The sequence below is a fragment of the Streptomyces clavifer genome (assembly GCF_036345975.1).
In the GTDB taxonomy this organism is placed as follows: Bacteria; Actinomycetota; Actinomycetes; order Streptomycetales; family Streptomycetaceae; genus Streptomyces; species Streptomyces clavifer.
In genome coordinates this window covers 3,422,226-3,437,742 of record NZ_CP107793.1, presented here as the reverse complement: position 1 = coordinate 3,437,742, position 15,517 = coordinate 3,422,226, and the positions used below count along the sequence as shown (strand labels likewise).

At 71.6% G+C, this 15,517-nt stretch carries 16 protein-coding genes; 7 read left to right on the top strand and 9 right to left on the bottom strand.

Annotation, left to right across the window (positions count from 1 at the left end):
• Positions 1-253: 253 nt before the first annotated feature.
• From OG927_RS14790 to OG927_RS14765, 6 genes are all read right to left on the bottom strand, one after another.
• Positions 254-736 carry a DUF3180 domain-containing protein gene (locus tag OG927_RS14790; RefSeq protein ID WP_056793473.1) on the bottom strand — a complete coding sequence of 161 codons (483 nt, stop codon included), beginning with the start codon at positions 734-736 and terminating at the stop codon, positions 254-256.
• Positions 737-791: 55 nt separating this feature from the next.
• Positions 792-1,403: a 2-amino-4-hydroxy-6-hydroxymethyldihydropteridine diphosphokinase gene (folK, locus tag OG927_RS14785; protein WP_056793475.1), complete on the bottom strand. Its 612-nt coding sequence runs from the start codon at positions 1,401-1,403 to the stop codon at positions 792-794.
• On the bottom strand, positions 1,400-1,759 hold the full coding sequence (gene folB / locus OG927_RS14780) for a dihydroneopterin aldolase (RefSeq protein WP_056793476.1): 360 nt from the start codon (positions 1,757-1,759) through the stop codon (positions 1,400-1,402). Before folB ends, folK begins: the two co-directional genes overlap by 4 nt.
• Positions 1,760-1,951: 192 nt before the next feature.
• Positions 1,952-2,434, bottom strand: a complete 483-nt coding sequence (locus OG927_RS14775; RefSeq protein WP_330320287.1) for a nuclear transport factor 2 family protein — start codon at positions 2,432-2,434, stop codon at positions 1,952-1,954.
• The gene (gene folP, locus OG927_RS14770; RefSeq protein WP_456293802.1) at positions 2,431-3,291 is read right to left on the bottom strand and encodes a dihydropteroate synthase; all 861 of its coding nucleotides are present in this window, start codon (positions 3,289-3,291) and stop codon (positions 2,431-2,433) included. The genes OG927_RS14775 and folP overlap by 4 nt, the downstream gene beginning before the upstream one ends.
• A 30-nt stretch (positions 3,292-3,321) precedes the next feature.
• Positions 3,322-5,157, bottom strand: coding sequence for a phosphatidylglycerol lysyltransferase domain-containing protein (locus OG927_RS14765; protein ID WP_209470249.1), 1,836 nt, complete (start codon positions 5,155-5,157; stop codon positions 3,322-3,324).
• Positions 5,158-5,299: 142 nt separating this feature from the next.
• On the opposite strand from OG927_RS14765, the gene OG927_RS14760 reads away from it, so the two are divergent.
• Positions 5,300-6,421, top strand: coding sequence for an alpha/beta hydrolase (locus OG927_RS14760; protein WP_056793481.1), 1,122 nt, complete (start codon positions 5,300-5,302; stop codon positions 6,419-6,421).
• Between the two features lie 9 nt (positions 6,422-6,430).
• Here OG927_RS14760 and OG927_RS14755 read toward each other — a convergent pair whose 3' ends face one another.
• A complete protein-coding gene (locus OG927_RS14755) occupies positions 6,431-7,612 on the bottom strand; it encodes a betaine/proline/choline family ABC transporter ATP-binding protein (RefSeq protein WP_056793483.1) in 1,182 nt (393 codons plus the stop codon).
• Between the two features lie 142 nt (positions 7,613-7,754).
• Here OG927_RS14755 and OG927_RS14750 point away from each other — a divergent pair, with 142 nt between their 5' ends.
• From OG927_RS14750 to OG927_RS14735, 4 genes are all read left to right on the top strand, one after another.
• Positions 7,755-8,453, top strand: a complete 699-nt coding sequence (locus tag OG927_RS14750) for an ABC transporter permease (RefSeq protein ID WP_056793485.1) — start codon at positions 7,755-7,757, stop codon at positions 8,451-8,453.
• 4 nt (positions 8,454-8,457) lie between these two features.
• Positions 8,458-9,138, top strand: coding sequence for an ABC transporter permease (locus OG927_RS14745; RefSeq protein ID WP_056793486.1), 681 nt, complete (start codon positions 8,458-8,460; stop codon positions 9,136-9,138).
• A gap of 41 nt (positions 9,139-9,179) precedes the next feature.
• A complete protein-coding gene (locus OG927_RS14740) occupies positions 9,180-10,160 on the top strand; it encodes an ABC transporter substrate-binding protein (RefSeq protein ID WP_209470251.1) in 981 nt (326 codons plus the stop codon).
• Positions 10,161-10,263: 103 nt separating this feature from the next.
• Positions 10,264-11,298 (top strand): hypothetical protein, encoded by a 1,035-nt coding sequence (locus OG927_RS14735; RefSeq protein ID WP_319100637.1) that lies wholly within the window; start codon positions 10,264-10,266, stop codon positions 11,296-11,298.
• Positions 11,299-11,328: 30 nt separating this feature from the next.
• Here the strand turns inward: OG927_RS14735 and OG927_RS14730 are convergent, their stop codons facing one another.
• Both OG927_RS14730 and OG927_RS14725 read right to left on the bottom strand, forming a co-directional pair.
• The gene (locus tag OG927_RS14730) at positions 11,329-12,471 is read right to left on the bottom strand and encodes an NADH-quinone oxidoreductase subunit D (RefSeq protein ID WP_056793493.1); all 1,143 of its coding nucleotides are present in this window, start codon (positions 12,469-12,471) and stop codon (positions 11,329-11,331) included.
• A 32-nt stretch (positions 12,472-12,503) separates the two neighbouring features.
• Positions 12,504-13,496: an SAM-dependent methyltransferase gene (locus OG927_RS14725; RefSeq protein ID WP_330320286.1), complete on the bottom strand. Its 993-nt coding sequence runs from the start codon at positions 13,494-13,496 to the stop codon at positions 12,504-12,506.
• A 96-nt stretch (positions 13,497-13,592) separates the two neighbouring features.
• On the opposite strand from OG927_RS14725, the gene OG927_RS14720 reads away from it, so the two are divergent.
• Both OG927_RS14720 and OG927_RS14715 read left to right on the top strand, forming a co-directional pair.
• Positions 13,593-14,801, top strand: a complete 1,209-nt coding sequence (locus OG927_RS14720) for a sensor histidine kinase (RefSeq protein ID WP_319100641.1) — start codon at positions 13,593-13,595, stop codon at positions 14,799-14,801.
• Between the two features lie 19 nt (positions 14,802-14,820).
• Positions 14,821-15,495: a response regulator gene (locus OG927_RS14715; protein WP_056793499.1), complete on the top strand. Its 675-nt coding sequence runs from the start codon at positions 14,821-14,823 to the stop codon at positions 15,493-15,495.
• Positions 15,496-15,517 lie beyond the last annotated feature (22 nt).

Here is a 15,517-nt window from a genome sequence, read left to right as displayed (position 1 = left end):
TTCGGGGGCCCGCCGACACGAGGTGTGAGGCCGGGCCGGCAGGCCGGAACGTCTCGGCGCAGGCCCGGCGCGAGGTCTTCGCGTGCCGGGCCGGTGAACTCGGGGGTCGGGGCCTGGATGCCTCCCGGGAGGGAGGACGCGTTCCTTCAGGAGCTCGTGGATCGACGCGAGGACGGCCGGGTGCGCCGGCGCCGCGTTCCACGAACCCGGCGGTCGCGGCACTCCGGTCGAGAGCCCGGCGGGCCGGGGCCTGCTAGGCCGCTGCCGCGCTCCTGTCGTCGTCCCTGTCCTCCGGGAGCCTGCAGACGCGCTCCAGGAAGACCGCGGCGGCGACGACGGCGATGCCGGCCACGACCGCACTCCCGGCGTAGATCGCCTGATCGCGCCGGGGCGGGATGTCGAGGTAGCCGAGCAGGAAGACGCCCGCACCGCCGTACATCCCCGCGACCAGCGCCGCGACGAGCGCACTCGCCTGGCCGAAGACCACGGCACGCGCCGCCATCAGGGGCTCGACGCCCTTGGCCCCCGGTCGGCGCTCCCGCTGGGCGCGCAGGCGGGCCCTGATCGACAGGGCCGTGGCCAGCAGCACCACGGCGATCACCGCGAGCACGACGGACGCCGCGAGCGGCACGCTCGGCAAGGTCCCCAAGGAGTCCCAGAGGCGGGCTGCTGCCCAGGACAGCACGCCGGCTCCGGCGAAGAGTCCGGCCAGGAGGCCGAGCCGTAGTTGCTTCACCGAGAGTGCCGCCCTTCGCCGCCGTTGCCGTGTCGTCCGTCCTTGAGCCTAACGACTACTCGGGCAGGCGGAGTTCCAGGTCGGCCCGGGGGAGTACCCCGTCGCGCCCGATGTCGGCCAGCAGGTCGGCGACCGGTCCGGAACCGGGCAGCTGGGCCTCGGGATCCACGTCGTACCAGGGGGCGAGAACGAACGCGCGTTCGTGGGCCCGCGGGTGCGGAAGGGTGAGCAGCGGGTCGTCGGAGACCACATCGGCGTACGCCACGATGTCGACGTCGATGGTGCGCGGTCCCCAGCGCTCCTCACGGACCCGGTCGAAGGCCTCTTCGATGGCCTGGCCGCGCTCCAGCAGCGAGGACGGCGGCAGGGTCGTCTTCACGACGACCACCGCGTTGAAGTAGGAGGGCTGGGAGCCGGGGTCCACGCCCCACGGCTCGGTCTCGTACACCGGGGAGACCGCCTTGACCCGGAGGCCGGGGGTGTCCTCCAGGGCGTCGATGGCGCCCTGGAGGGTCTCCAGCCTGTTGCCGAGGTTGGAGCCCAGGGAGATCACGGCCCGTTTGGGGTTGGAGAGGGTGACGTCCGCCGCGTCCACCTGCTCGACGACGGCGGCCGGAACCGGCTGTACGGTCGGGTCGCTCTGCCCCTCGGTGGAAAATGCAGTCATGCTCGGCTCCGGGTGATGGTGATGGTCACGTCGTCGAAGGGGACGGTGATCGGCGCGTCCGGCTTGTGGACGACGACCTCGACCTCCTCGACCCCTTCGTGCTTGAGGCACTGCTGCGCGATGCGTTCCGCGAGGGTCTCGATCAGATCGACGGGTTCACCCTTGACGACGCCGACGACCTCCTCCGCCACCACGCCGTAGTGCACGGTCTTCGTGAGGTCGTCCGCGGCTGCCGCGGGGCGGGTGTCGAGGCCGAGCACCAGGTCGACGATGAAGGTCTGGCCCTCTTCCCGCTCCCGGGGGAAGACACCATGGTGCCCACGGGCCTTGAGGCCGCGCAGCGCGACACGATCCACGCGAATCACTCCTGCTGTTCGTTGGTCCGGCGGCACCCGGTCGCGTGCGGGCGGAGAGGTGCCGTCTTTCGAATCTACCCGTGAGCACCGACAGTTCCCGCCCGCGGGGACGCGGGCCGGCCGGGCGCGAGGCCGGTAGCCGCGTATACCCCGCGATCCGGCGGTCCAATCCCCTTTCGGGGTCCTACCCGCTCAGGACGGGGACTCCTCGTCGTCCTCCTCGCCGGTCTCGGCCAGTACGGGCGAACCGTGGTGGGACCAGAGCTTCCAGCCGTCAGGTGTGCGGCGGAACACGTTGGTGGCGACGACGAGCTGGCCGACCAGCGGGCCCAGCGCGTCACCCTCCTCCGCGGGACCGCCGCTGAGGATGTTCTCGGTGCAGGTCACCAGTGCGGTGTCCCCGGTCATCGCGACCCCGACGTCGGTCAGGAAGAACTGGATGTACTCGGTGTTCGCCATGATCAGCGCATAGCTGCGCAGCACCTCGCCGCGGCCCGTGAGCACCGGCCAGCCCGGGTGGACGCAGGAGACGGTGAGGTCCTCGCCCGGCAGCCAGAGCCCGGAGAGTTCCTCGAAGTCGCCGCGTTCCATCGCCTCGTAGAAGGCGGTGTTGGCCTGTTCGACGGCCCGGATGTCGGCGGCGGCCGCCTCGTGCTCGTCGCGCGCGGAGCTCACGCGGCTCCCTCGACGGCGCGGGCGACCCGCACGGCGTCCGCGCTGGCCCGTACGGCGTGCACCCGGACCGCCCAGGCGCCGGCGTTCGCCGAGAGGGCGGAGATCGCGGCCGTGGCCGCGTCGCGTTCCCGCGCGGGTGGCGGCGCGGCGCCGTCGCCGGCCAGGACATGGCCGAGGAACCGCTTGCGGGAGGCGGCGACGAGCAGGGGCCGGCCCAGCTCGCGCAACCGGGCGAGGTGCGCGACGAGCGAGAGGTCGTGGGCGGCGTCCTTGGCGAAGCCGAGCCCCGGGTCGATCACCAGCTTCTCCGGGCTCACACCGCCCCCGATCACGGCGTCCATGCGCTCGCGGAGCTCCGCGACCACTTCGGCGACGACGTCCTCGTACACGGCCCGGCTGTTCATCGACTCACTGAAACCGCGCCAGTGCATGACGACGAAGGGCACGTCGGCCGCGGCGACGACGGGGATCATGTCCGGGTCGGCGAGGCCACCGCTCACATCGTTGACCAGGACGGCCCCGGCTGCGACGGCCTGGTCGGCGACGCGGGCGCGCATGGTGTCCACGGAGAGGGTGACGCCCTCGGATGCCAGCCCGCGTACGACGGGGACGACCCGCCGCAGCTCCTCCGCCTCGTCCACCCGGCTGGCGCCGGGGCGGGTCGACTCACCGCCGACGTCGATCAGGTCCGCCCCCTCGGCGGCGAGTTCGAGGCCGTGCTTGATCGCCGCCGTGGTGTCGAACCAGTGACCTCCGTCCGAGAAGGAGTCGGGCGTCACATTGACGACTCCCATGACCGCGCAGCGGTCCCACTCCGGCAGGCCCCGGACCGTGCCCCGTCCTCGCAACGTACTCATACGACCAGCCTAGGCCCGCGCACGGGTCGGTCAGGCCGCGCGGACACCGCGCTCACCGCCCTGCGCGGGCAGGTGCGCGCAGGGGCGGGGGCGCCGGGACCGGAACGGGCGGGGCGGCGCGAGGGTCACGAAACCCTCCGCCCGGAGAGCGGCGAGGCCGATCCGGGGCAGGTCCCGTCCGGAGCGGAAGACCACGAACCGGGGCTCCCAGCGGGGCCGGAACTTGGCGTTGAACCGGTACAGCGACTCGATCTGGAACCAGCGCGAGAGGAAGATCAGCAGCCCGCGCCAGCAGCGCAGCACCGGCCCGGCGCCCAGCCGCTCGCCGCGGGCCAGGGCGGAGCGGAACATCGCGAAGTTCAGCGAGACACGGGCGACGGCGAGCCGCGGTGCGGCCTGGAGGGAGGCGACGATCAGCAGCTCGTTCATCCCGGGGTCGGCGGACCGGTCGCGCCGCATCAGCTCCAGGGAGAGGCCGTCGGCGCCCCACGGGACGAAGTGGAGCACGGCCTTCAGGTCGCCGTACGGGGAATCCTCCGCACCGGACTCGGCCAGATGGGCGGTGGCGACGACACAGTCGCCGTCCGCAGGGTCGCCGATCCGGCCCAGTGCCATGGAGAAACCGCGCTCGGTGTCCGTGCCGCGCCAGTCGGCGGCGGCCCCGCGGATGCGTTCCAGTTCGGTGGGGCCGATGTCGCGGACGCGCCTGACCCGGGTCTCGTAGCCGTTACGTTCGATGCGCTTCACCATCTGGCGCACGTTGCGCATCGCGCGCCCGGTCAGGGAGAAATCCGCGACGTCCACCACCGCCTCGTCCCCGATCTCCAGCGCGGCCAGGCCCGTCTCGCGCGTCCACACCTCACCGCCGGTCTCGCTGCAGCCCATCACCGCGGGGGTCCAGGAGTGCGCCCGCGCCTCGTCCATGAAGCGTTCGATGGCGCCGGGCCAGGCCTCCACATCGCCGATCGGGTCACCTCCGGCGAGCATCACCCCCGACACCACGCGATAGCAGACGGCTGCCTTGCCACTGGGCGAGAACACGACGCCCTTGTCGCGGCGGAGCGAGAAGTGCCCGAGGGAGTCGCGGCTCCCGTGCTTGTCGAGCAGCACCCGCAGCCGCGCCTCGTCGTCCTCGCTCAGCAGTGCGGCCGGGTGTTCGGGGCGGAAGGCGAGGTAGATCGTGGTGACGGCGGTCAGCAGCCCGAGGGCGCCCAGGGAGTACGCCACCGTCCAGGAGGTCGGCCCCGTGTAGTCCACGGGTCCCTCCAGCCCGAACAGGCCGTACAGCACGTGCTGGAGCCGGTCGGCGATGGAGGGGTCGCCCACGACCCGGCCCGGGTGCACGCTCACGACGACCAGGCCCAGGACGAGCGAACCCGCGCCGAGGAGGACGAAGTTGGCCAGCGCCCGCCAGCGGCTCCGCGGGTCGGGGAGTGCGGCGAACTCGCTCCGGTGGCGTACCAGCAGGAAGCACAGCACCAGGGAGAGCAGCACCCCGATCAGGGAGTGGCGGTAGGCGAACTGCGCCGCCGCCCCGGCGGGCAGGAGGATCACCGCGGCCCGCCAGGCCCGGCGTTTGCGGCGCTTGATGCCGTGGGCCAGGAGGAGCAGCAGCACGCCGGAACTGAGCGAGAGTGCCGCCGCGAACGGTCCGAGGGCGCCGGGGAGCACCTCGGCGAAGGTGTGCACGCGGCTGTGCCGGAAGCGCGGGAAGACCCCCGCGGCGACGTCGATCAGGCCGACCGCCGCGCAGGCGCTCCCCACCAGCGCCGGTACGGATGCCGGGCGTGGCCCGCGGAGGAACCCACGTCCGCGCACCGCGAGCGGAACCGATCCTGATGTATCCCCATCTACCGTGCCAGACATCGCTTCCCGTGGCTCCGCGAGAGATTCCGAGTCCGTCGGCCGAAGCCCCTACGGACGATGTGCGCCCTCTAGGACGAGGCTTCCACGGAGTGGGTTCATCCTCTTTCCGGAAATTTCCCGCACAGAAAGCTCATCTCTGCTCATGGGCCTCACCGGCACCCCTGTTCTGGTCGTGGCGGCCGCACTGGCGAGCGGGCTGTTCGCCGCCACGCTCCTGCTCTGGCCCCGGCTGGCGGGCCGCACCGCCCGGGCGGTCGCGGGCCGGACGGCTCTGCTGCTCTCGACCCAGCTGGCGCTCTTCGTCGCGGCCGGTCTGCTGGCCAACCACTCCTTCCTCTTCTACGGCTCCTGGGCCGACCTGCTCGGGCGCGAGCAGGAGTTGGGCACGGTCACGGACCACGGGGCGGGGAAGGGCGCGTCCGGGGGCGTGGTGCGCATCGGTACCGTGCGGCCGGACGCGCCGGGGGCGGGCCGGCCGGCGTCGGGCGGCCGGATCGACGAGGTCGTCGTCTCCGGGCGCGCCTCGGGAATCGACAGCCGGGCCTACGTCTATCTGCCGCCGGAGTACTTCCAGCAGGCCCACGCCGGACGGACGTTCCCCGCGGTGATCGTCCTCACCGGCTATCCGGGTACGGCCGAGAACCTGTTCAAGGGGCTGCGGTACCCGCGGACCGCACACGAGCGGGTGAGGGCGGGCAGGGCGCAGCCGATGGTCCTGGTGATGCTGCGGCCGACGGTGGCGCCGCCGAGGGACACCGAGTGCGTGGACGTCCGGGACGGCCCGCAGGCCGAGACGTTCTTCGCGGAGGACCTGCCCCGGGCCGTCTCCCGCACGTACCGGGTGGGGGAGCGCGCCCGTAACTGGGGTGTCATCGGCAACTCCACCGGCGGCTACTGCGCGCTGAAGCTCGGACTGCACCATCCGGAGAGATTCGCGGCGAGCGCCGGCCTCTCCGCGTACTACCGGGCGGCCGAGGACCCGACGACCGGCGATCTCTTCCACGGGGACCGGGCGGCACGCCGCCGTGCCGATCTGCTGTGGAGCCTGGACCACCGGCCGCCCGCCGCTTCGTCCTTCCTGGTCACGACGTCCCGGCAGGGCGAGGGGAACCTGCGGGAAACCCGCGAGTTCATCGACCGGGTGAGGGCACCCGCCCGGGTGTCCTCCATCGTGCTCGACAGCGGCGGGCACAACTTCACGACATGGCGGCGGGAGATCCCTCCCGCCCTGGAGTGGATGAGCGGCAGACTCACCGCGGACTGAACGACGGCCTCACGGCGCCACGACCTTCGCCACCGTCTCCACCGCCACCTCGGCGCGCGGGACGGACTGCGCGTCCGCGTCGATCGAGCGGCGCAGGGCCTCGTGGAGACGGGCCGGGGTGAGGACGCCGAGGAAACGGCCCGTGCCCTCCTCGTCGATGACGGCGATCCAGCCCGCGTCGTGCTGGAGCATCGTGGCGAAGGCCTGCTTGAGGGGCGCGCCGAGCGGCAGCCACGCCTCCATGCGCCGGGCGTGATCGCGGACCGTGCCCTTCGCGGTGGCCGACACCGCCTCGCCCACCGGGATCCAGCCGTGCAGATTGTCCTCACGGTCCAGCACGACCGCCCAGCGGGCGCCCTCGCTCCGCAGCCGTGCGGTCGCCGTCGCCAGCGGGTCGTCGAGGTGGACGACCGGGGGCTGGTCCAGGTCGCTCTCCTCGATGGGGGTGACCGAGAGCCGCTTCAGACCGCGGTCCGCCCCGACGAAGTCCGCGACGTACGGAGTCGCCGGCGCCCCGAGCACGGTGGCGGGGGAGTCGAACTGGTCGATGCGGCCCTGTCCGTACACCGCGATCCGGTCACCGAGACGGACGGCTTCCTCGATGTCGTGTGTGACGAACAGCACGGTCTTGCGGACCTGTGCCTGCAGTTTCAGGAACTCGTTCTGCAGTCTTTCCCGCACGACGGGGTCGACCGCACCGAAAGGCTCATCCATCAGCAGGACGGGCGGATCGGCGGCCAGGGCCCTTGCCACTCCCACGCGTTGGCGCTGTCCCCCGGAGAGCTGCTCGGGATACCGGCCGCCGTAGACGGCCGGATCGAGTCCGACCAGATCGAGGAGTTCGGCGGCGCGCTGCCGTCCTTCCTTCTGTTTCCAGCCCAGGAGATGGGGGACGGTCGCGGTGTTCTCCAGGACCGTCTTGTGCGGGAAGAGCCCGACCTGCTGGATGACATAGCCGATACGGCGCCGGAGTTGTACGGGGTCGATGGCCGATATGTCCTCGCCGTCGAGGAATATCCGGCCCCCGGTCGGTTCGATCAGCCGGTTCACCATCTTCATGGTGGTCGTCTTGCCGCAGCCGGAAGGTCCGACGAGCGTGACCAGTTCACCCTCGGCGACCTCGAACGAAAGGTCGTCGACGGCGATGGTGCCGTCCGCGTACCGCTTGGTGACGTGCTCGAAACGGATCATGATTCCCCATTGTGACGCGGGTTCTGTGAAGGACATGTTGCTGGAATACGACAGCCTCGGCGATTGTCAGTGGTCGAGGATAGGGTCGCCGGAGATCGGATCAGGACCGGCGGCACCACGGCGAACAGGAGGTGGGGGACGGATGGCGGAGCAGAACTGCCTGGTGACGAACGACTGGATCTGCGGGGAGTATCTGCGCTCCCGCAGCCAGGAGCTCGCCGACGCGACCGTCCAGCACATCTGGATCACGGTGGCTTCGGTGCTGATAGGGCTCGTGGTCGCATTTCCGCTCGCCCTGCTCGCACGCCGCGGCCGGTATTTCGCCGGGCCGGTGCTGGGCCTGACCACCGTGCTCTACACCGTGCCGTCGCTGGCGATGTTCTCGCTGCTGCTGCCGTTGTTCGGGTTGTCCGCGGCACTGGTCGTCACCGGCCTGGTGCTCTATTCGCTGACCATTCTCGTACGGAACATCCTGGCCGGTCTCGAAGCGGTGCCGCAGGAGGCGAAGGAAGCCGCCGAAGGCATGGGCTACGGGCCGGGCAGGCTCCTCTGGGAGGTCGAGCTCCCCCTCGCGCTGCCGGCGCTGATGGCCGGACTGCGGATCGCCACGGTGTCGACGGTCGCACTGACCACGGTGGGCTCCCTCGTCGGCAAGGGGGGCCTCGGCAACCTCATCGAGGACGCGCTGCCCAGCTTCTTCAAGGCCCAGGTACTCACCGCGTCCGTGCTCTGCGTGCTGCTCGCGGTGGCGGCGGACCTGCTCCTGCTCGGCCTGCAGCGCCTGCTCACCCCCTGGACCCGCACGGCCGGGCCCGCGGTCGCGAAGACGGAGGCGGGCTGATTCCATGGGAGTCGTCGAGGACGCCTGGACCTGGCTCACCACCGGCGCCAACTGGTCGGGGGACGGCGGTGCGGCGCACCGGCTGGGCGAGCACCTGTACGTCAGCGGGGTCGCCCTCGCGGTCGCCTGCGCCATCGCCCTGCCGCTCGCGCTGTACCTCGGCCACATCGGCAGGGGGGGCGCGCTCGCGGTCAACATCTCCAATGTGGGGCGGGCGATACCGGTCTTCGCGGTGCTGGCGCTCTTCATGATGACGCCGCTGCGCAACTCCGGCTACCTGCCCACGATCATCGCCCTGGTGCTGTTCGCCGTGCCGCCGCTCCTCACCAACGCCTACGTCGGGATGCGCGAGGTGGACCGGTCCGTGCTGGAGGCGGCACGCGGTATGGGGATGTCCGGCGGGCAGGTGTTCGTGCGGGTCGAGCTCCCCCTGGCCTACCCGATGATCATGACCGGGCTGCGGTCCGCGGCGGTCCAGGTGGTCGCCACGGCCTCGATCGCGGCCATGGTCGGACTGGGCGGCCTGGGCCGGATCATCACCGCCGGGTTCAACACGTACGACACCGCGCAGGTCTTCGCCGGCGCTGTGCTGGTCGCCCTGCTCGCCCTGGTGGTGGAGGGCGTGCTGGTGGCCCTGGACCGGCTGCTGTCGCCGCTGCGCCGCCGGGCCGTACGAACACCCTGACTTTTCGGACTGTGCACACTTTTTCGCGGACGGAGAACAACATGAGCAGGACCTCGCGCATAGCTGGTGCGGTCATAGGAGTGGTGGCGCTGACCGGGTCGCTCGCCGCCTGCGGCGGCGACAGCCTGGAGCAGGAGGAGGGCGGCTCGAAGACGGGTGCGGGGGCGGACTCCAAGAAGGGCTCGCTCGTCGTGGGCGCAGCCTCGTTCACCGAGTCCAAGGTGCTCGCCGAGCTGTACGCCCAGCTCCTGGCCGAGACCGGGTACACCACATCGATCACCACGGTGAAGAACCGCGAACTGTACGAGCCGTCGCTGGAGAAGGGCGAGATCGACGTCGTCCCCGAATACGCGGCGACCCTCGCGGAATTCCTCAACGCCAAGGTCAACGGGGCGGACGCGGCCGCGGCGAAGCCGGTCGCCTCCGGCGACACCGAGGCGACCGTGGCGGCCCTGGAGAAGCTCGCGACCCCGCTCGGACTGAAGGTTCTCCCGGCGGGCGAGGCCGTCGACCAGAACGCCTTCGCGGTGTCCAGGGAATTCGCCGAGAAGAACGACCTCAAGTCCCTTTCCGATCTGGGCAAGTCGAAGATCAAAGTGAAGATCGCGGCGGGTGACGAGTGCGAGGTGCGCCCGTTCTGCGCACCCGGCCTGAAGAAGACGTACGGCATTGACGTCATCGGGATCGACCCGAAGGGCGTCGGCACGCCGCAGTCCAAGCAGGCCGTCAAGGACGGAAAGGACCAGCTCGTTCTCACGACGACGACGGACGCGGTGCTCGACACGTACGGGCTGGTGTTCCTCGAGGACGACAAGAAGCTCCAGAACGCCGACAACGTCCTTCCGGTGCTCAATGCCAAGGACGCGGGTGCGCCGGAGATCGCTGAGGCGCTCGGCAAGCTCACCGACGTACTCACCACGCAGGACCTCGCGGAACTGAACCGCTCGGTCGACGCGGAGCGCGCCAAGCCGGCCGACGCGGCCAAGGAGTATCTGCAGTCGAAGGGGCTGATCAAGAAGTAAAGGGCACAAAGAAGGGCTGTGGGAGGGGCCGCAAGGTAACCGGCGGGGAACAGATTGCCGTGCGGCCTCCCAAGTGACCCGTACGCACGGTAAATTTCGAGCCATGCCACGTGGACGTCACCGCCATTCGCCACCCCTTCACAAAATCCTGCCGCCCTCCGTGGTGGCCGGAGTGTCGGTCGTCTGTGCCGCCGGAGCCTGGCTCCTCGCCGAACCCCTGGCCCTGCGTGGGCTGGTGGCCGGCACCGCGGCCGCCGCTCTCACCGGCGCCTATCTGATGCGCAGCTGGGACCGGGCCGCGGGGATGCGCGTCGCGGAGCTGATCCGCGCCCGGGCCGGCGACGAGTGGAAGACCGAGGAGCGCATAGCCGAGCTCGAGGCGGACCTGGAGGAATCGAGGGAGCTGCGCACCCGGCTGGAGGCGAAACTGCGCCGCAAGCGCGTGGAGCTCGCGGGTCTGCGGGGCGAACACGCCGCGCTGCTGCGGCGGTACGCCAACGCCGAGACCGAGCGGGCCAGCGCGCTGGAGGGACGCAGGCAGCTCGCCATCGAGGTGTCCGTGCCGCGTGAGCTGCCGGCCGCGACGTCCACGCCGACACCGGCCGCCTATGCGCGGGCCGCCCAGGCTCTGCAGGACCTGACACGCAACGCCGCCCTCCAGGAGGCGCGCCGCACGGCCGGACTGGCCAGGCAGCGCGATCTCGCCGAGCGGAGCGCCGAGCGGGACTCGGAGGGCGAAGGCCCGAAGGGGAAGCACGCGGCGGCCGCCGGAGAGGGTGCCGAGCAGCACCGCCGCGCGTCCGCCGCCCTCCCCGCCGGCCGGCCGCCGGCCGCGCCCGCGCCCGCCCGCGCACCCCGCGCCGTCCCCGCCGCCTCGGCCGTCGTCCCGTACGCCACCGCGCGGCGTTACCTCGTGCCGCAGGGAACCTTCGACTTCTTCGGTACGCAGAAGGCGAGTGCCGCGATCGAGTCCGTGCAGAACGAGGACCTCGCGGACGTGGTGGGCGAGGAGGCGCTGGCAGCGCACCGCACGGGCGCGGCCCGGAACCGCGCGGTGGGCAAGGTCATCGACCTGACCGTGCACGACGAGACCGAGCAGCTGGACGTCGTCGAACTGCGCAGCGCGGTCTCCTCGTAGCCCCCGGCCCGTCCGGCGGGCGGCGCCGGGCTACTTGTCGATGTCGCCCACGACGAAGAAGAGTGATCCCAGGATCGCGACCATGTCGGCGACGAGAGTGCCCGGCAGCAGTTCGGTGAGCGCCTGGATGTTGTTGAACGACGCGGAGCGGAGCTTCAGCCGGTACGGGGTCTTCTCTCCCGTGGACACCAGGTAGTAGCCGTTGATGCCGAGCGGATTCTCGGTCCACGCGTAGGTGTGGCCCTCCGGGGCCTTGAGCACCTTGGGCAGCCGCTGGTTGATCGGCCCGGGTTCCAGTCCGGCCATCCGGTCCAGGCAGGCGTCGGCCAGGTCCAGGGCGTTGTGCGTCTGCTCCAGCAGGCACTCGAAGCGGGCCAGGCAGTCGCCCTCGGTCCGGGTGACGACCTTGAGCGTGTCCTGCAGCTCCCCGTACGCGAGGTACGGCTCGTCGCGCCGCAGGTCGAAGTCGACTCCGGAGGCGCGGGCGATCGGCCCGGACACCCCGTAGGCGTGCACGGCCTCGGCGGACAGCACGCCCACCCCCCGGGTGCGGCCCCGGAAGATCTCGTTGCCGAGGACCAGCCGGTCGTACACGTCCATCCGGGAGCGGACGGACGCCACGGCGTCCCTGGCCCGGCCGAGCCAGCCCGCGGGCAGGTCCTCCTTGAGGCCGCCGACCCGGTTGAACATGTAGTGCATCCGGCCGCCGGAGACCTCCTCCATCACGGCCTGGAGCTCCTCGCGCTCCCGGAACGCGTAGAACACCGGAGTGATCCCGCCGAGTTCGAGCGGGTAGGAACCGAGGAACATCAGGTGGTTCAGTACCCGGTTCAGCTCGGCGAGCAGCGTGCGCGTCCACACGGCGCGTTCCGGGACCTCCATGCCGAGCATGCGCTCGACGGCCATCACGACGCCGAGCTCGTTGGAGAACGCCGACAGCCAGTCGTGGCGGTTGGCGAGCATGATGATCTGGCGGTAGTCCCGGGCCTCGAAGAGCTTCTCGGCGCCCCGGTGCATATAGCCGATGACCGGCTCGGCCTGCTGGATCCGCTCGCCGTCGAGCACGAGCCGCAGCCGGAGTACACCGTGGGTGGAGGGGTGCTGCGGACCGATGTTGAGCACCATGTCGGTGCTCTCTGCCGCGCCGCCGATGCCGACCGTCGTCTCCGTCATGCGGCACAGTATCCCCCGCGCCGTCCACCGGGTCAGGGGCGGAGCCCCGGCACCACCCGTTGCCGCAGCCAGCCGAAGTCCCCCAGCCCGCCCCGCGCCGTCAGCTCCGCCGCCTCGCCCGCCGACCCGAGCGCCCGCACATAGCCCGCCGGGTCGGTCGACGCCATGGCCAGCGGTGGCCGCCCACCGCTCACGCCCAGCTCCCGCAGCGCCGTCCGCTGGTCCAGCAGCTCGGTCTCCGTGCCGCTCTCCGCAGCCGCCGCACACGCGTCCAGCGCCACGTGCGACGTCAGGTCGCAGCTTCCGTCCGGTACGGGTGGCACTTCGCGCCCGCCCCGGAAGCCGGTCAGCGTCCCGAACGGGGGCCTCGCCCCCAGGACATGGGCGTAGTCCACCGCCACCGCGGTCCCGCCCGCCAGGGACGCGACCGCCCGGGCCCACGCCTCGTCGCGCGGGCGGCCGATCTCCGCCCGGTCTCCGGGCCGGGACAGCGGCCACCAGCGGCTCAGCCAGCGGGCGTCCTCCCCGGTCACCGGATCGCCCAGCTGCTCCGCCCCGTCGGCCCCGCGCACGAGGACGTAGCGGGCCACGCCGTCCGCGTCGGCCTCGGCGACCTCCGTCGGGACGTTGTCCAGCCACTCGTTGGCGAACAGCAGCCCCTGTACGCCCCGGGGGAGTTCGGCGCCCCACTCGACGCACGGGTCCAGTCCCGCCGGCCGCGGGGCGATCTCCACGGCGTACGCCCGTACGGCGAGATCCGGAGCGGTGCCGGCCCGCAGCGCCGCCAGCACCCCGGTCAACAGCTCACCCCGGCCCGCCCCCACGTCCACGAGGTCGACGGTGTCCGTCCCCAGCTCGCGCGCCGTGGCGGCGAGCAGCCGGGCGACGGCGGACGCGAACAGCGGGGAGGCGTGCACCGAGGTGCGGAAATGCCCCGCGGGTCCCTCCGGGCGCCGGTAGAAGCCCTCGTTACCGTACAAAGCGGTCTCTGCGGCTTCCCGCCAGCCGCACCAGTCATACGTCACGTAGGCAAGTCTCCACCTTGGGGAGTACGGTCCCAGGACCCGGATCGGTCCTTCGGCTGACCCGGGCACCGATCAGCTGTCCCTACGCTGGGCAATGTGCAGCACCTCTACGATTTCATCCGCAGACACCCGACGGGCGTCGACACCTTCTGGGCTGTCTTCCTCCTCGGGCTCTCCGGCGTGTCCATCGTGGCCGGCCAGGTCGGCAACGGCCCGCAGCGCGTGGCGGCGGTGCCCGTCGCCGTCGCCCTGTGCGCCGTGGTCGCGCTGCGCCGCCGCGCCCCGGAGAAGATGCTGCTGCTCACGATCCTGACCGGGGTCGTGCAGCTGCTGATCGGGGTGGAGCCGGGTGCGGCGAACTTCGCCATGCTGGTGATCACGTACACCGTGGCCATGGCGGGGGAGCGCTGGGCGTCCCGGCTGGCTCTCGGGTGCAGTCTGTGCGCGGCCACGCTCGCGCAGCTGCGCTGGCCGGAGGAGACGTCCTCGGGCAGCTGGATGCAGTCGGTCTTCGTCGTCGTCGTGCTGACCGTGCCGTTCGTCCTGGCCTGGGTGCTGGGCGACTCGATGCGCACCCGGCGGGCCTACCTCAGCCAGCTGGAGGAGCGCGCCGCCCGGCTGGAGCGTGAGCGGGAGGCGCAGTCGAAGGTCGCCGTCGCCGCCGAGCGGGCCCGTATCGCCCGCGAGCTCCACGACGTGGTCGCGCACAACGTCTCGGTGATGGTGGTGCAGGCCGACGGTGCGGCCTACGTGCTGGACGCGTCCCCCGATCAGGCGCGGCAGGCTCTGGAGACCATCTCCAGCACCGGCCGCCAGGCCCTCGCCGAGATGCGGCGGCTGCTCGGGGTGCTGCGGACCGGCGACACCCGGGAGACCGGCGAATACGTGCCGCAGCCCGACGTCGAGCAGATCGAGGACCTGGTGGACCAGGTCAGGCAGACCGGCCTGGCCGTGGACTTCAAGATCGAGGGCACCCCCCGACCGCTGCCGACCGGGGTCGAACTGACCGCGTACCGAATCGTTCAGGAAGCCCTCACCAACACCCGTAAGCACGGCGGCCCGGACGCCGGGGCCAGCGTGCGGCTGGTCTACTTCGACGACGGGCTCGGACTGCTGGTCGAGGACGACGGCCGGGGCGCCGCGCACGAGCTGTACGAGGACGGCGGGGCCGACGGCGCCGGACACGGAATGATCGGTATGCGGGAGCGGGTCGGCATGGTCGGCGGCACGCTGGACGCGGGACCCCGCCCCGGCGGCGGTTTCCGGATCAGCGCGCTGCTCCCGCTCAAGCCCGCCAACCAGTGACACGAGGGACAGGACAGCCATGACGATCCGCGTAATGCTCGTCGACGACCAGGTGCTGCTGCGCACCGGCTTCCGGATGGTGCTCGCCGCCCAGCCGGACATGGAGGTCGTCGCCGAGGCGGGCGACGGCGCGGAGGCGGTCGAGGTCCTGCGGTCCACCGCCGTCGACGTGGTGCTGATGGACGTGCGCATGCCGCGGCTGGACGGCGTCGAGGCGACCCGGCGCATCTGTGCGCAGGCCGATCCGCCCAAGGTGCTCATCCTGACCACGTTCGACCTGGACGAGTACGCGTTCTCCGGTCTGAAGGCGGGGGCCAGCGGCTTCATGCTCAAGGACGTGCCGCCGGGCGAGCTGCTCTCCGCGATCCGTTCCGTGCACAGCGGCGACGCCGTGGTGGCCCCGTCCACCACCCGCAGACTGCTCGACCGGTTCTCGCCGATGCTGCCGAGCAGCATCAAGGAACCGCGGCACAAGCACATCGAGAAGCTGACGGACCGCGAGCGCGAGGTGATGATGCTGGTCGCCCAGGGACTGTCGAACGGCGAGATCGCCGCCCGTCTGGTGCTGTCCGAGGCGACCGTGAAGACCCATGTCGGCCGCATCCTCACCAAGCTGGGCCTGCGCGACCGTGTCCAGGTCGTCGTGCTCGCGTACGAGACGGGTCTGGTCCGGGCGGGCGGCGGCGCGGGCTGACCGGAGCCCCTGCCCGCCGCAC

Coding starts and splice junctions, on each gene's coding strand:
- folK (WP_056793475.1), bottom strand. CDS start 1,403: ATGACTGCATTTTCCACCGAGGGGCAGAGCGACCCGACCGTACAGCCG.
- folP (WP_456293802.1), bottom strand. CDS start 3,291: ATGAGTACGTTGCGAGGACGGGGCACGGTCCGGGGCCTGCCGGAGTGG.
- OG927_RS14765 (WP_209470249.1), bottom strand. CDS start 5,157: ATGTCTGGCACGGTAGATGGGGATACATCAGGATCGGTTCCGCTCGCG.
- OG927_RS14760 (WP_056793481.1), top strand. CDS start 5,300: ATGGGCCTCACCGGCACCCCTGTTCTGGTCGTGGCGGCCGCACTGGCG.
- OG927_RS14755 (WP_056793483.1), bottom strand. CDS start 7,612: ATGATCCGTTTCGAGCACGTCACCAAGCGGTACGCGGACGGCACCATC.
- OG927_RS14750 (WP_056793485.1), top strand. CDS start 7,755: ATGGCGGAGCAGAACTGCCTGGTGACGAACGACTGGATCTGCGGGGAG.
- OG927_RS14745 (WP_056793486.1), top strand. CDS start 8,458: ATGGGAGTCGTCGAGGACGCCTGGACCTGGCTCACCACCGGCGCCAAC.
- OG927_RS14740 (WP_209470251.1), top strand. CDS start 9,180: ATGAGCAGGACCTCGCGCATAGCTGGTGCGGTCATAGGAGTGGTGGCG.
- OG927_RS14735 (WP_319100637.1), top strand. CDS start 10,264: ATGCCACGTGGACGTCACCGCCATTCGCCACCCCTTCACAAAATCCTG.
- OG927_RS14730 (WP_056793493.1), bottom strand. CDS start 12,471: ATGACGGAGACGACGGTCGGCATCGGCGGCGCGGCAGAGAGCACCGAC.
- OG927_RS14715 (WP_056793499.1), top strand. CDS start 14,821: ATGACGATCCGCGTAATGCTCGTCGACGACCAGGTGCTGCTGCGCACC.